The organism is Gordonia namibiensis NBRC 108229 (genome assembly GCF_000298235.1).
Classification (GTDB): Bacteria; Actinomycetota; Actinomycetes; order Mycobacteriales; family Mycobacteriaceae; genus Gordonia; species Gordonia namibiensis.
Window position 1 is genome coordinate 22,983 of sequence record NZ_BAHE01000028.1, and the last position, 14,384, is coordinate 37,366.

Annotated in this window: 12 protein-coding genes and 1 tRNA gene; 8 read left to right on the plus strand and 5 right to left on the minus strand. The window is 66.0% G+C overall.

What is annotated here, in order from left to right:
* Positions 1-102: 102 nt before the first annotated feature.
* A tRNA-Leu gene (locus GONAM_RS15450) sits at positions 103-179 on the minus strand.
* Between the two features lie 100 nt (positions 180-279).
* Here GONAM_RS15450 and GONAM_RS15455 point away from each other — a divergent pair.
* The gene (locus GONAM_RS15455; protein ID WP_006867695.1) at positions 280-903 is read left to right on the plus strand and encodes an ANTAR domain-containing response regulator; all 624 of its coding nucleotides are present in this window, start codon (positions 280-282) and stop codon (positions 901-903) included.
* A gap of 167 nt (positions 904-1,070) precedes the next feature.
* Positions 1,071-2,435 carry an ABC transporter substrate-binding protein gene (locus GONAM_RS15460; RefSeq protein ID WP_006867696.1) on the plus strand — a complete coding sequence of 455 codons (1,365 nt, stop codon included), beginning with the start codon at positions 1,071-1,073 and terminating at the stop codon, positions 2,433-2,435.
* A 68-nt stretch (positions 2,436-2,503) separates the two neighbouring features.
* On the opposite strand, the gene GONAM_RS15465 is transcribed toward GONAM_RS15460, so the two are convergent.
* Genes GONAM_RS15465 through GONAM_RS15480 form a run of 4 tightly spaced genes read right to left on the minus strand, consistent with a single transcriptional unit; the run spans position 2,504 to position 6,868 of the window.
* Positions 2,504-3,319 (minus strand): ABC transporter ATP-binding protein, encoded by an 816-nt coding sequence (locus GONAM_RS15465; protein ID WP_006867697.1) that lies wholly within the window; start codon positions 3,317-3,319, stop codon positions 2,504-2,506.
* A complete protein-coding gene (locus tag GONAM_RS15470) occupies positions 3,319-4,467 on the minus strand; it encodes an ABC transporter ATP-binding protein (protein ID WP_006867698.1) in 1,149 nt (382 codons plus the stop codon). The genes GONAM_RS15465 and GONAM_RS15470 overlap by 1 nt, the downstream gene beginning before the upstream one ends.
* On the minus strand, positions 4,460-5,449 hold the full coding sequence (locus GONAM_RS15475) for a branched-chain amino acid ABC transporter permease (protein WP_006867699.1): 990 nt from the start codon (positions 5,447-5,449) through the stop codon (positions 4,460-4,462). Before GONAM_RS15475 ends, GONAM_RS15470 begins: the two co-directional genes overlap by 8 nt.
* Before the next feature lie 3 nt (positions 5,450-5,452).
* The gene (locus GONAM_RS15480; RefSeq protein WP_006867700.1) at positions 5,453-6,868 is read right to left on the minus strand and encodes a branched-chain amino acid ABC transporter permease; all 1,416 of its coding nucleotides are present in this window, start codon (positions 6,866-6,868) and stop codon (positions 5,453-5,455) included.
* Positions 6,869-7,090: 222 nt separating this feature from the next.
* Here GONAM_RS15480 and GONAM_RS15485 point away from each other — a divergent pair, with 222 nt between their 5' ends.
* The 6 genes from GONAM_RS15485 (at position 7,091) to GONAM_RS15510 (ending at position 14,382) form a co-directional block, all read left to right on the plus strand.
* Positions 7,091-7,660 (plus strand): GNAT family N-acetyltransferase, encoded by a 570-nt coding sequence (locus tag GONAM_RS15485; RefSeq protein ID WP_006867701.1) that lies wholly within the window; start codon positions 7,091-7,093, stop codon positions 7,658-7,660.
* Positions 7,661-7,750: 90 nt separating this feature from the next.
* Positions 7,751-10,498, plus strand: coding sequence for a DNA polymerase I (gene polA, locus GONAM_RS15490; RefSeq protein ID WP_006867702.1), 2,748 nt, complete (start codon positions 7,751-7,753; stop codon positions 10,496-10,498).
* Positions 10,498-11,586 carry an isocitrate/isopropylmalate dehydrogenase family protein gene (locus GONAM_RS15495; protein WP_006867703.1) on the plus strand — a complete coding sequence of 363 codons (1,089 nt, stop codon included), beginning with the start codon at positions 10,498-10,500 and terminating at the stop codon, positions 11,584-11,586. Before polA ends, GONAM_RS15495 begins: the two co-directional genes overlap by 1 nt.
* Before the next feature lie 108 nt (positions 11,587-11,694).
* Positions 11,695-12,633 (plus strand): ABC transporter substrate-binding protein, encoded by a 939-nt coding sequence (locus GONAM_RS15500; protein WP_006867704.1) that lies wholly within the window; start codon positions 11,695-11,697, stop codon positions 12,631-12,633.
* Position 12,634: 1 nt separating this feature from the next.
* The gene (locus GONAM_RS15505; RefSeq protein ID WP_006867705.1) at positions 12,635-13,612 is read left to right on the plus strand and encodes an amino acid ABC transporter permease; all 978 of its coding nucleotides are present in this window, start codon (positions 12,635-12,637) and stop codon (positions 13,610-13,612) included.
* On the plus strand, positions 13,609-14,382 hold the full coding sequence (locus GONAM_RS15510; RefSeq protein WP_006867706.1) for an amino acid ABC transporter ATP-binding protein: 774 nt from the start codon (positions 13,609-13,611) through the stop codon (positions 14,380-14,382). The genes GONAM_RS15505 and GONAM_RS15510 overlap by 4 nt, the downstream gene beginning before the upstream one ends.
* Positions 14,383-14,384 lie beyond the last annotated feature (2 nt).

Genomic DNA, 14,384 nt, shown 5'->3' on the forward strand with positions numbered 1-14,384 from the left:
GTCACTGCCGAACCTCATTTCGACGTGCAGACTTCGATCGAAGTCTGCCGGTCGGGATCGACGTCGACCGGTTCGGGGTGGGGTTCGATGACCTGGAATTTCTGGTGCCCCCGGTGAGACTCGAACTCACACTGGACGGGTTTTGAATCCGTTGCCTCTGCCAATTGGGCTACGGGGGCCAGTACACGGGTTGCCCCGTGCAGGAGCCAACTCTAGATGATCGGCCGACCGGCCCGGTAACCGGTACTCTTCTGTTTCGACTATGGCGTGGAGGAGGGGATGGTGACAGTGACAGACAGTGCGACCACTACGGCCGGGGAGAACACGAAGACACATCGTGTTCTGGTGGCCGAGGACGACTCGCTGATCCGGATGGATCTGATCGAGATGCTCCGCGAAGAGGGTTATGACGTCGTGGGGGAGGCCCCGAACGGGCAGGTCGCCGTCGAACTCACGGAGTCCCTGAACCCCGACCTGGTCATCATGGACATCAAGATGCCCATCCGCGACGGTATCGACGCCGCGACGGAGATCGCGGAGAAGAGGCTCGCGCCGGTGGTCATGCTCACCGCGTTCAGTCAGCGGGACTTCATCGAGAAAGCCCGCGACGCCGGTGCGATGGCCTACCTGGTGAAGCCGTTCACGAAGGCCGACCTGGTGCCGGCCATCGAGGTGGCCGTCAGCCGCTATCACGAGCTCAAGCTGCTCGAGCGTGAGGTCGCGACGATGAACGAGCGACTGGAGACCCGCAAGCTGGTCGAACGCGCCAAGGGTTTGCTCATGCAGAAGCAGGGCCTCTCCGAACCCGAGGCGTTCAAGTGGATTCAGCGTGCCGCGATGGACCGTCGGACGACGATGAAAGCCGTGGCCCGGGTGGTCGTGGAGACACTGGGAACAAACTGACAAAGAACAAGTTGATTTGACCCAATGCGTCTGCGCGCAAGTCAGTTTCACTGTCTTTACGCAGGGGCAACAAGATCGCGCTAGCTTTCTTCCAGCGAGGCGCGGTTCGATGCGTCGATCTCGACGCGCCGCTCTCGTCCGATAACAGAATCGCAAGGAGAGCATCGATGTCCTTTCGCTTTTTGACGAGCGGGGCAGTGGTCATGACGGCGGCGGCAACGCTCCTCGTCGCCGGCTGCAGCAGCTCTGACTCTGGTTCCGACGATGGCTCCGGAGGGTCGGCCAGCGCGGCCGTAGAGTCCACTCCCGCACCCCCCGGCCAGGGCCTCGCGCAGAAGCTGGCCTGCAACCCGCCGAAGGCCACGCCGGGCCCCGAGAGCACCGCTCCGCTGAAGATCGGCACGCTGCTCCCCGAGACCGGCTCCCTCGCCTTCCTGGGGCCGCCCGAGGTCGCGGCCGTCAAACTGGCGGTCAAGGACATCAACGCCGCCGGCGGCGTTCTCGACCAGCCGGTCGAACTCGTCACCGGTGACTCCGGCGACACCACCACCGACACGGCGAACGCCACCGTCGACCGCGAACTCAGCGCGGGCACCCAGGTGATCATCGGCGCGGCGTCGTCGTCGGTGTCGCTCAAGGTCATCGACAAGATCGCCAACGCCGGCGCTGTCATGTTCTCGCCGGCGAACACCTCCGACGAGTTCACCTGTTATCAGGACAAGGGTCAGTACTTCCGTACCGCTCCCGCCGATGTCCTGCAGGCACAAGCGCTCTCGCAGATCATGGCCGAGGACGGCGTCCAGCGTGTGTCCATCCTCGCCCTCAACGACCCGTACGGAACGGGTTTGGCCGACAACACCGTTCGTGACCTCGAGGCCGCCGGTGTGCCCGCAGACCAGATCCAGAAGATCATCTACGACCCGAACGCCCAGTCGTTCAACGCCGAGGTCGACCAGGTGAAGAACTTCAACCCGGACGGTATCGCTCTCATCGGATTCGAGGAGAGCGCCAAGATCCTCACCCGCATGCACGAGATCGGCATCGGTCCGAGCGACGGCAAACTCGTCTACGGCGTCGACGGCAACATGGGTAACGCTCTGGGCGAGTCGGTGGGCTCGGGACTGCTCGAGGGCATGAAGGGCACCACGCCGCTGACACAGACCAGCGCCGACTTCCAGAAGGCGCTCAAGGAGGTCGACGGCAATCTCATCGACTTCAACTACGCCGGCGAGAGTTACGATGCGGCCGTCCTGAGTGCCCTTGCGGCCACTGCGGCCAAGTCGACCGACGGCCGGTCCATCGCCGCGAACATCATCGGCGTCACGAACGGCGACGAGGACTGTGACTCGTACCAGGCCTGCCTGGATGCGCTGAAGAGCGGCAAGACCATTGCCTACGTCGGCAAGACCGGCAACCTGGCGTTCAACGCCGCCGGTGAGCCCAGCGTCGGCTCGTACGGTGTCCTCGAGTTCGACGGGGACAACAAGCTGCTGACCCCGACCCGCAAGTACGTGTCGGTGGCCGCGCAGTAGTTCACCACAGAACCAGGGACCCTCGGCTCACGAGCCGAGGGTCCCTGCGTTTCTCCGTGGGCGAAAACCTATGCCTTCTTCTCCGAGCTGCCCGCCAGGGTGCCCAGGTAGAGTTCGATGATCTTGGGGTCTTTCGCCAGGTTGTAGCCGGTGTCGGTGTAGGCGTTGCGACCCTGGTCGAGAACGTAACCGCGGTCGCAGATCTGGAGGCAACGGCGAGCGTTCTGCTCGACCATGATGATCGAGACGCCGGTCGCGTTGATGGCCTTGCAACGGATGAACACCTCGTCCTGGAACATCGGGGACAGGCCTGCCGACGGCTCGTCGAGCAGCAGCACCGCCGGGTCCATCATCAGTGCCCGGCCCATCGCGACCATCTGCCGTTCACCGCCGGACAACGCGCCCGCCTTGATCTTTCGACGCTCCGACAACAGTGGGAACAGCTCGGAGACGAACTCGAATCGTTTGGCGAACGTCTTCGGGCGCAGGTACACGCCCATCTCGAGGTTCTCTTCGATTGTCAACGCGGGGAACACATTCTGTGTTTGCGGGACGTATCCCACGCCCTTGTCGACGAGAACATGTGCCTTGGCCGAGGTGATGTCGTCACCGCGCAGGGTGACCGAGCCCTCACGGACCGGGATCAGCCCGAACAGGGTCTTGAGCAGCGTCGACTTACCGGCGCCGTTCGGCCCGATGATGCCCACGATCTCCCCGTCGTTCAGGAAGAAGTTGCACTCCTCGAGGATGTTGATCCCGGGAAGGTAGCCGGCGGTGATGTCGTCGGCCCGCATCAATGCGTTCGTGGCGAGCTTCCGGTGCTCCTCCGGCGTGGCCGCGAGCTGAGCGGGGGTCAGCGCCCCGCCGTTCGATGCCAAGCTCATCACTCGGCCTCCTTCTTGTCGGTGTCGACCTGTCCCGGGGCGACCCGGCCCGGATCGACGGGCGGTAGCTCGACCGGCTCCGAGAGGTCACCACCTTCCTCGAGCGTGGCCTCGATGGCCGCCTCGACCCGCTCGGCGAGGACGGCGGTCGCACCGACGGGTTGACCCCGGTCGTCGAACTCCAGCGCCTGATCGTGATGCCCACCGAGATAGGCGTCGACGACGGCCTCGTTGTCTCCGAGGCGATCCGGCAGGGACTCGGCAATGATCTGGCCCTGGGCCATCACCACCACCCAGTCGCTGATGTCGCGGATGACGTCCATGTCGTGTTCGACGAACACCACCGTGACGCCCTCGTCCCGCAGCGACTTGATGTGTTCGAGCAGGCTCTGTGTGAGGGCCGGGTTCACACCTGCCATCGGCTCGTCGAGCATCACGATCTCGGGATCTGTCATCAACGCGCGTGCCATCTCCAGCAGCTTTCGCTGACCACCGGACAGCGAGCCGGCGAAGTCGTTCGCCTTGGCGTCGAGCTTGAACCGCCGCAGTAATTCGTGTGCGCGTTCGGTGATCTCGGCTTCCTGTTTGCGCCAGGTCCACGGTGCGAGGGCGGCGAGGAAGTGTTCGCCGCGCTGGCCGGTGGCGCCGAGCTTGACGTTGTCGAGCACGGACAACTTCGACAGTGCCTTGGTCAGCTGGAAGGTGCGGACCATGCCGCGACGCGCGACCTGGTGCGGGACCATCCGGCCGAGGGATTCACCGTTGAGCGACCATGTACCGGAATCGGGCTTGTCGAAACCGGTGATCAGGTTGAAGAACGTGGTCTTGCCGGCACCGTTGGGACCGATGAGCCCGGTGATCGCGCCACGCTGCACCTCGAGGTGGTCCACCTGGACCGCCTTGATACCGCCGAAGGTGCGGGAGATGTTGTCCACCACGATGATCGGATCGGGTTTCGGCGATCCGGGTGCGGGTGACACCTCCGCGAACAGTCGCGAGCGCTCGGGTGCCGACAGGGTGGTCAGATCGCGTCGCGTCGCCCGCGTACCGGCGATGTCGGGGGCGGTCTCGTCGACAACGATCTCGGTGTCGCCCACCGGCGTCGAGGGCTCGTCGTCGTGTGCTGAACGGCGTCCGTCATCAGGCATCGAGCTGCACCTCCCTCTTGTTGCCGAGGAGTCCCTGTGGTCGGAACACCATCATCAGGATGATCGCCAGACCCAGCAGCACGTAGCGGATCGCGCCGACCTGCTGTGCCGAGAGGTCCAGGATGGGGTCGTCGCCGGCCGTGGCCTGGCGCAACAACGCGTCGGGGATGGCCAGCAGGAACCAGAACAGCATCGCGCCCACGACCGGTCCGAAGACCGTAGCCGCGCCACCGAGAATCAGTGCGCCGTAGGCGAAGAAGGTCTGGGCGGTGGAGTAGAAGTCCGGGTTGATCGACTGCGTGGCCAGTGCGTTGAACACGCCCGCGAGGCCACCGATACAACCGCCCAGGATGAGCGCCTGCATCTTGAAGAAATAGGCGTTCTTGCCGAGCGACCGGGCCGCGTCCTCGTCCTCGCGGACCGCCTTGAGCACGCGACCCCACGGGCTGTGCACGAGGAGATAGACCATGAGGCACAGGAGCAGGACGACCGACCAGCCCACCACCATCGACCACAGGTCGCCGCCGAGGAACTTGACCCCGAGGAACGAGTACTGCTTGCCGTTGTCGAACGGGCTGATCGAGAAGAAATCGCTGGCGTAGCCGTAGATTCCGTTGGTGGAGTGGGTGAAATCGTCCGACGACGTCGACCGGAACACCAATCGCAGGATCTCCGACGCGGCGATGGTGACGATCGCCAGATAGTCCGCGCGGAGACGAAGTGTGGGGATTCCGAGGACCACCGCGAGCATCCCCGCCGCGGCGATACCCAGGATGGCGCCGAGCCAGAGGGGCTGGTCGTAGTTGACGGCCATGATGCCGACGCCGTATCCGCCGAGGAGGGCGAAGGCGATCTGGCCGAAGTTGAGCAGTCCGGCATAGCCGAAGTGCAGGTTGAGGCCGATGGCCAGCAGGGCGTAGAAGATCGCCGACGGGCCGATGAGCTGTGCGAACGCAATCTGTAGCGCCGAGATGATGTCCATGGGTCAGCCGATCCTCGCTCGCGATCCGAGAATGCCCTGGGGCCGGATGGTCAGGATGATGATCAGGATCAACAAGCCGCCGATGTACTTCAGGTCGGGGCTGAGGATGTAGGTCGACAACTGCACCAGCAATCCGACGATGAGGCAGCCGAGCAACGCGCCGTAGGCCGTGCCGAGTCCGCCGAGCGTGATGCCTGCGAACATCAGCAGCAGGAGCTTGAATCCCATCTCCCACTGGACGCGGCCGCCGAGCTCCGAGAGCGCGAACATCACGCCGCCGAGGGTCGCCAGGCCGCCAGCTAGCGCCCACACGAACAGGATCACCCGATCGACGTCGATTCCCGACGACTCGGCGAGGTCCTTGTTGTCGGCGACGGCGCGCATGGCCTTGCCGATCCTGGTGCGCTGCAGCAACAGAGCGACGCCGAGGAGCACGACGATGCAGATGACGATGCAGGCGAGATTCACCGGCGTGATCGCGAACGGGCCCGAGCCGATCTGCGTCTGAGCCTGGTAGTCCTTGAACGGTTCGGACCGGTCCGAGAAGAAGATCAGGATCAGATACCGCATCATCAGGGCGAGGCCGATCGACACGACGAGCATGGCGATGAGCCCGGTTCGTCGTCGTCTCAGCGGTCTCCAGAGGCCGAGTTCGTTCAGGATGCCGATGCCGACGCCGACGATGACCGCGAGGATCGTCGCCGGGATGAGCTGCAGCCCGACCTTCACGTTGAACACCCACGCGACCACCGCGCCCAGGGTCACCAGCTCGCCATGCGAGAAGTTGGTCAGGCCTGTTGTCCCGAAGATCAGGCTGAGGCCGACGCCGGTGATGGCGATGATGAGACCGAAACGGATGCCGTCGATGGCCAGACGGGTGAGTTCGGCGACCGCCGAGACCTCCGTGCCGGTTCGCACCTCACCGAACGAGAAGATGACCGGGCGTGCCGTTCCGCCGCTGACGTCGACCGGCAGCTCGGACTTCTGGACCTCGACATCGTCTGGGAGGGAATCGGTGTCGACCACGACGGTGTATTTCCCGGGCGGCACCATGATCGACCATGCGCCGGTCGTCGACGACGTTGCCGTACCGACGACGGTGCCCGACGCGTCCTTGGCCTCGAGCTTCACCCCCTCGACCTTCTCGGTGCCGTTCCGCAGGACACCGAACACCCGGACCTCGTCGGGTGCGGCGTCGGCGGACGGGGTGCCGAAGAGTCCGCACAGCATCGACGCCGCGATGAAGAGCAGGACGGCCAGTGCGGTGCGCCGCGTCGACGCCGGTGTGCGACGCCGGGATGGCGGGCGGCTGGACGGTGATGGGGTCTGGCGGGCGGGCTGACACTCGGGGCGACGCGCCTGAATCCGTGCGGAGGGGTCGTCGGACACGATTGCGGCCTGCCGGTCAGGCTCTGTCATCGAGGGTGGTACCTCCTTGTGGACCTGTTCGCCAGGGACATCCATCGGCACATGACCGGAGCCGATCTGTGTGCGGCCGGTCACCCTGCGGGACATTAGCCGCAGCGTCGTCGCGACGTGACGACAACGACGTTTCCCGGAAGTTACATCTGCTGCGGCGCGCGGAGCGTTCTGCGGAACGGTTGTCGTGGAGGCGTGCCCGTCGGGCCGTACGCTGGTCGGATGGTGCCGGTGACCATCACGCAGACGAAAGACGTCGAGCTCGCCAGTGCGTTGCTCGCGCAGGCCTTCGCCGACGACCCGGTGACGGTCTGGATGGACCCGGACATCTCTCGGCACCGTGCGGTGTTCCGGACGCTGCTCGTCCACATCCACGGGAAGGCGTCGACGATCGACCTGGCGATGCGCGACGGGCAACCGGTCGGTGTGGCCGCCTGGGATCCGCCCGGGCACAAGATCTCGACGCGGCCCCAGCTCGTGTCGTCCTGGGAGTTCCTCCGGACCCTCGGACCGCGGATCGGCCGCGGGATCAAGCTCGAGGCCGAGTTCGCCAAGCACCGGCCGAAGGAACCGCACTGGTACCTGGGCCAGATCGGCGCGCCGCTCAAGGGGGCCGGCATCGGCACGGCGCTCCTGCAGCACCGGCTCGAGCAGATCGACGGACCGGCCTACCTCGAGAGCTCCAACGCACTCAACGTCCCGCTGTACGAGCGGTTCGGTTTCCAGGTCATCGAGGAGTTCGAACTGCCGCTCGACGGCCCGAAGGTCTGGGCGATGTATCGGCCGATGTGACGCCCGGCCGCCACCCCTCCGACCGCGGTGTCTGCCGACCTCGGGCGGGGCGGGTCCCGGTGTCGGGACGGATCACTAGACTCAGCGACTGTGAGTCCAGCGCAGAGTTCCCCGGCAGCCACCCGTACCGGAAGCAAGGGCAAGACCAAACAACCGGTTCTCATGCTCCTCGACGGGCATTCCCTGGCATACCGGGCGTTCTTCGCGCTTCCCGCCGAGAACTTCAAGACGGCCACCGGACAGACCACCAACGCGGTCTACGGCTTCACCTCGATGCTCATCAACCTGCTGCGCGACGAGGAACCCACGCACATCGCGGCCGCCTTCGACGTCTCGCGTAAGACGTTCCGTTCGGAGATGTTCCCCGAGTACAAGGCGCAGCGCTCCAAGTCGCCCGACGAGTTCAACGGGCAGGTCGACCTCACCAAGGAGGTCCTCGACGCGCTGGGCGTCACGGTCATGGCGATCGAGGGCTTCGAGGCCGACGACATCATCGCCACCCTCGCGACCCAGGCGCGCGAACAGGGCTTCAAGGTCCTGATCGTCACCGGCGACCGTGACTCGCTGCAGCTGGTCGATCCGTCGACCACCGTGCTGTACCCGCGCAAGGGCGTCTCGGACCTCACCCGCTTCACTCCTGAAGAGGTGGAGAAGAAGTACGGTCTCACCCCCGCCCAGTACCCCGACTACGCGGCCCTGCGCGGCGACCCCAGCGACAACCTGCCCGGCATCCCGGGTGTGGGGGAGAAGACCGCGTCGAAGTGGATTCGCGAGTACGGGTCGCTGGCCTCGCTCGTCGATCACGTCGACGAGGTGAAGGGCAAGGTCGGCGATGCGCTGCGCGCGAATCTGGCCTCGGTGCAGACCAACCGTCAGCTCACCGAACTCATCCGCGACATGCAGCTTCCCGCGGGCCCCGAAGACCTCGCGATGGTCGGCTGGGATCGCGACCGCATCCACCAGCTCTTCGACGACCTCGAGTTCCGCGTGCTGCGCGACCGACTGTTCTCGACCCTGAGCTCGGTCGAGCCGGAGGCCGAGGCGGGGTTCGATCTCGACGGTTCGGTCCTCGGCGCCGGCGAGGTCGCGGGATGGCTGAACGAACACGCCCGGACCGGCCGAACCGGTCTCGCGGTGACCGCGCCGCACGTCGTCGTGGGGTCCGACCCGACCGGGCTGGCGATCGCGGCGGCCGACGGCACGTCGGCGTATGTCGACGTGACCACCCTGACGCCGGAAGACGATGCAGCGCTGGCCAACTGGCTCGCCGACCCGCAGGCGCTCAAGGCCGTACACGAGGCCAAGTGGGCGGTACACGCGCTCCGCTCGCGCGGGTGGAAGCTCGTCGGCGTGACCAGCGACACCTCGCTGGCCGCATACCTCGTCCGCCCCGGGCAGCGGACCTTCAACCTCGACGACCTCGCCCTGCGATACCTGCGCCGTGAGCTGCGCGCCGACACCGGTGCGGGTGATGGCCAGATGTCGCTGCTCGACGACGACACCGAGGGCAAGGTCGCCGAACAGCACATGCTCGAGGCGCGCGCGGTGCAGGAGCTCGCCGACACCCTCGACACCGAACTCGACCGCATCGACTCCAAGCCGCTGCTCACCGAGATGGAGTTGCCGCTGTCGTTCGTGCTCGCCGACCTCGAGGCCGCCGGCATCGCCGTCGACGTCGACCACTTCAACGCGCTGGCACAGATGTTCAACGACCGCATCCGTGCGGCCGCCGAGTCCGCCTACGAGGTCATCGGCGAACAGATCAACCTCGGTTCGCCGAAACAGCTGCAGACCGTGCTCTTCGACAAACTCGACATGCCGAAGACCAAGAAGACCAAGACCGGTTACACCACTGACGCCGACGCGCTGCAGTCGTTGTACGAGAAGACCCAGCATCCTTTCCTCGCCCACCTTCTCGAACACCGCGACGCCACGCGGCTGAAGGTCACCGTCGACGGTCTGCTGAAGTCGGTGGCCGACGACGGTCGCATCCACACGACCTTCAACCAGACCATCGCCGCCACCGGACGCCTGTCGTCGACGGAGCCGAACCTGCAGAACATCCCGGTCCGCACCGAGGCCGGACGTGAGATCCGTCGCGGCTTCGTCGTGGGGACGGATCAGGCGTCGGGCGTGAACTACGACTGCCTGATGACCGCCGACTACAGCCAGATCGAGATGCGGATCATGGCGCACCTGTCGGAGGACGAAGGTCTGATCGAGGCCTTCAACACCGGCGAGGACCTGCACAACTTCGTCGGATCGCGTGCCTTCGGGGTGCCGATCGACGAGGTGACCACCGAGATGCGCCACCGTGTGAAGGCCATGTCGTACGGACTCGCCTACGGCCTCAGCGCTTTCGGGCTCGCAGCCCAGCTGAAGATCAGCCGCGACGAGGCCAAGGACCAGATGGAGGCATACTTCGCGCGGTTCGGTGGTGTGCGTGACTACCTGCACGACGTGGTCGCCGAAGCCCGGCGCAACGAGTACACCGCGACGCTGTTCGGCCGCCGGCGTTACCTGCCCGATCTGAACAGCGACAACTGGCAACGACGCCAGTCCGCGGAGCGGATGGCGCTCAACGCGCCCATCCAGGGTACGGCCGCCGACATCATCAAGGTCGCGATGATCAACGTGCACAAGCGTTTCCTCGCCGAGAAGCTCACTTCGCGGGTGCTACTGCAGGTCCACGATGAACTCGTGGTCGAGGTGGCGGCCGGCGAGCGTGACGCGGTCGAGGCCGCGGTGCGCGAGGAGATGGGCAACGCCATCACGCTGTCGGTCCCGCTCGAGGTGTCGGTCGGGTTCGGTCGGTCCTGGGACGACGCGGCCCACTGATGGTCTCCTCGCCCAGGCGGGTCGGCGTTCTCATCGGCGACGGCATCGGTCTGGAGATCGTGCCCGCCGCCGTGACGGTCGCCGACGCGGCTGCTGCGGCGGAGGACTTCCGGATCGACTGGGACGAACTCCCGTTCGGCGCCGCCGCCATCGCCTCGCACGGCGACCCGGTTCCCGAGGCGACGCTGTCGGCACTCGACGATCTGGGACTGTGGATCGTCGGACCGCACGATTCGGCGTCGTATCCGCCCGAGCACAGCAGTCGCACACCGGGCGCGGTCCTCCGTAACCGGTACGGGCTCTTCGCGAATCTCCGTCCTGCGAAGGCTTTTTCGGGGGTGCCGGCCACCGCGCCCGACATCGATGTGCTGATCGTCCGGGAGAACTCCGAGGGCCTGTACGCCGATCGCAACATGGCCGTCGGGAGCGGTGAGTTCATGCCGACCCCTGATGTCGCGCTGGCCGTGGGGCTCGTGACCCGCGCGGCGAGTGAGCGCATCGCACGGGTCGCCTTCGACGCCGCACGCGCCCGCGCGGCGTCGGGGAGCCCGGCTCGGGTGACCATCGTGCACAAGGCGAACGTGCTGCGCCTGACGACCGGGCTGTTCCGCGACGCATGCCGGGAGGTCGGCAAGGAGTTCCCCGACGTCGAGATCACCGAACAACACGTCGACGCCATGGCGGCGCTGCTCGTGCGCCGCCCCGCCGACTTCGACGTCGTCGTCACCGAGAACCTCTTCGGCGACATCCTGTCGGATCTGGCCGGCGAGCTCGCCGGCTCGCTCGGCATCGCCGGTTCGGTCAATTGCTCGACGACCCAGGTGATGGCACAGGCAACGCACGGTGCCGCCCCCGACATCGCCGGACGCGGTGTCGCCAACCCGGTCGCCATGATCGCGTCGGTGTCGATGGGGTTCCGGCGGTTCGGGCTGATGACCGACGACCCGGCCCTCGTGGCTGCGGCCGACCGGATCGATTCCGCGATCGCCGACACCCTCGCGGCCTCGATCGCGACCGCTGACCTGGGCGGGACGGCGTCGACCAGCCAGTTCGCCTACGAGGTGGCGCGGCGGACCGGTGTCGCGTGACGCGCGCGTGGACATGCGTGAACCCCCGGTAGCCAGCCGCCGAGGCCGGTGCAAACTACAGTGAGTTGGTCTGATCAGGTGATCTGTACGTCATCGAAGGGATGTGTTGTGGAACGGGCCTCGACGCGGGTCGACCAGCGCTGTGTCCGGTCGCGCGTGGCCCAACTGCTCGGCGTGTTCCTCACGTTCGCGGTCATCCTCACCGGATGCGTGAACAACGAGGAACGGGAACGCGCCAACCAGGTCACGCCGATCAATGTCGACGTGGAGAAGGTGCCGGCGATCGCGGCGCTCGTACCACCTGAGATCGCGCGCACCGGACGTCTGGTGGTCGGCGTCAACGTGCCCTATCAACCCAACGAGTTCAAGGGGCCGGACGGCAAGATCATCGGCTACGACGTCGACCTCATGAACGCCGTCGGCAAGGTGCTCAATCTGCTACCGGTGTACAAGGAATCGCAGTTCGACACCATCATCCCGTCGGTCCAGGCCGGCACCTACCAGGTGGGGATGTCGTCGTTCACCGACACCCTCGAGCGGGAGAAGCAGGTCGACTTCGTGACCTACTACAGCGCAGGCGTGCAGTGGGCGCAGTCCGCGGACTCCGACGAGACCATCGACCCGGCGAATGCGTGCGGCCGGCGGGTTGCCGTGCAGACCACGACCTACGAGGACACCGACGAGATCCCGGCCAAGAGTGCCGAATGCGTCGCGAAGGGTCTCCGGCCGATCGACAAGGTGAAATTCGACAGCCAGGACGAGGCGGTCAACGCCCTGATCCTCGGTCGGGTCGAGGCGATGTCGGCCGACTCACCGGTCACCGCCTACGCCATCAAACGCACCAACGGAAAGCTGAAGGCGGCCGGTGAACTGTTCGATTCGGCGCCGTACGGATGGGCGGTGCGCAAGGGCTCACCGCTGGGACCTGCGATGCAGAAGGCGGTCCAGTACCTGATGGACAACGGACAGTACGAAGAGATCGCGGCCAACTGGGGCCTGCAGGAGGGCATGATCGATGTCTCCGTCATCAACGGGGCGGTGAGTTGAGATGACCTCACCGCAGACCGACACCACCACGGCCGGCGAGCCCGAACCGATCAAGGCGGTACCGCTCCGCAGACCGGGTCAATGGGTCGCCGCCGTCATCATCCTCGTGCTGGCGGGGCTCTTCATCTACGGAGCCGCCACCAACAAGGCCTACGCGTGGGGCACCTACGCGCGATACATGTTCGACCAGCGCGTGTTGTCCGGCGTCGGATACACCCTGGCCCTCACGGTGCTCGCGATGACCATCGCGATCGTCCTCGGCGTCGCGCTCGCCATCATGCGCCTCTCGCCGAACCCGGTGCTGCGCGGCACCGCCTGGGTGTACCTGTGGATCTTCCGCGGGACTCCCGTCTATGTGCAGCTCGTCTTCTGGGGGCTGTTCCCCGCGATCTACAAGCAGATCGACGTCGGCATCCCGTTCGTCCACCAGTTCGCGTCCTTCGACATCCAGACGCTCAACGCCGCTTTCCTGTTCGCGGTCATCGGCCTCGCTCTCAACGAGGCCGCCTACATGGCCGAGATCGTGCGCGCAGGTGTCTCATCGGTCGGCGAGGGTCAGTCCGAGGCGTCGATCGCTCTGGGCATGTCGTGGGCGCAGACCATGCGCCGCACCGTGTTGCCGCAGGCGATGCGGGTGATCATCCCGCCCACCGGCAATGAGCTGATCTCCATGCTCAAGACGACCAGCCTCGTGGCGGCAGTTCCGCTGACCCTCGACCTCTACGGGCGCGTGCGTGACATCTCCGGCGTCAACTTCGAGCCGATCCCGCTGCTGCTCGTCGCCTCCACCTGGTACCTCGTCGTCACCAGCATCCTGATGGTCGGCCAGTACTACGTGGAGCGCTACTACTCGCGGGGTGCCACCCGTGCACTGACCGCACGCCAACTCAAGGCGATGGCCGACGGACAGACCGCCGCGGCCGACGACCTCCCGGACGGACCGGGAGCCGGCCGCACGACCGGGGGAGAGAACGCATGAGTTCCGCCGAGACACCGATGGTCCTCGCCGACCGGGTGTGCAAGAGCTTCGGTTCGGTCCAGGTCCTCAAGGGCATCTCGCTCGAGGTCGCCAAGGGCGAGGTGACGTGTCTGATCGGCCCGTCGGGCTCGGGCAAGTCGACGTTCCTCCGGTGCGTCAACCATCTCGACGTCGTCAACGCCGGCCGCCTCTACGTCGACGGCGACCTGATCGGCTACCGCGAACGCAACGGCAAACTCTACGAGATGAGTGCCAAAGACGCTGCCGCGCAACGCCGCGACATCGGCATGGTGTTCCAGCATTTCAATCTGTTCCCGCACCGGACGGCTCTCGAGAACGTTATCGAGGCACCGATCCAGGTGAAGAAGGAGCAGCGGTCGGCGGCGATCGAACGCGCCGAGTACCTGCTGGAGCGAGTCGGTCTGTCCGACCGTGCCGACGCCTACCCGGCGCAGCTGTCGGGCGGTCAGCAGCAGCGCGTCGCGATTGCCCGCGCTCTCGCGATGGAACCCAAGCTCATGCTCTTCGACGAGCCGACCTCGGCGCTCGACCCCGAACTCGTCGGCGACGTCCTCAAGGTGATGCGTGAACTCGCCGCGTCGGGCATGACCATGATGGTCGTCACCCACGAGATGGGCTTCGCGCGCGAGGTCGCCGACCAGCTGGTCTTCATGGACGGCGGCGTCGTCGTGGAGAAGGGCGACCCACGCGAACTCCTCGCGAACCCGCAGGAGGAGCGGACGCGGGAGTTCCTGTCCAAGTTGCTCTGAGA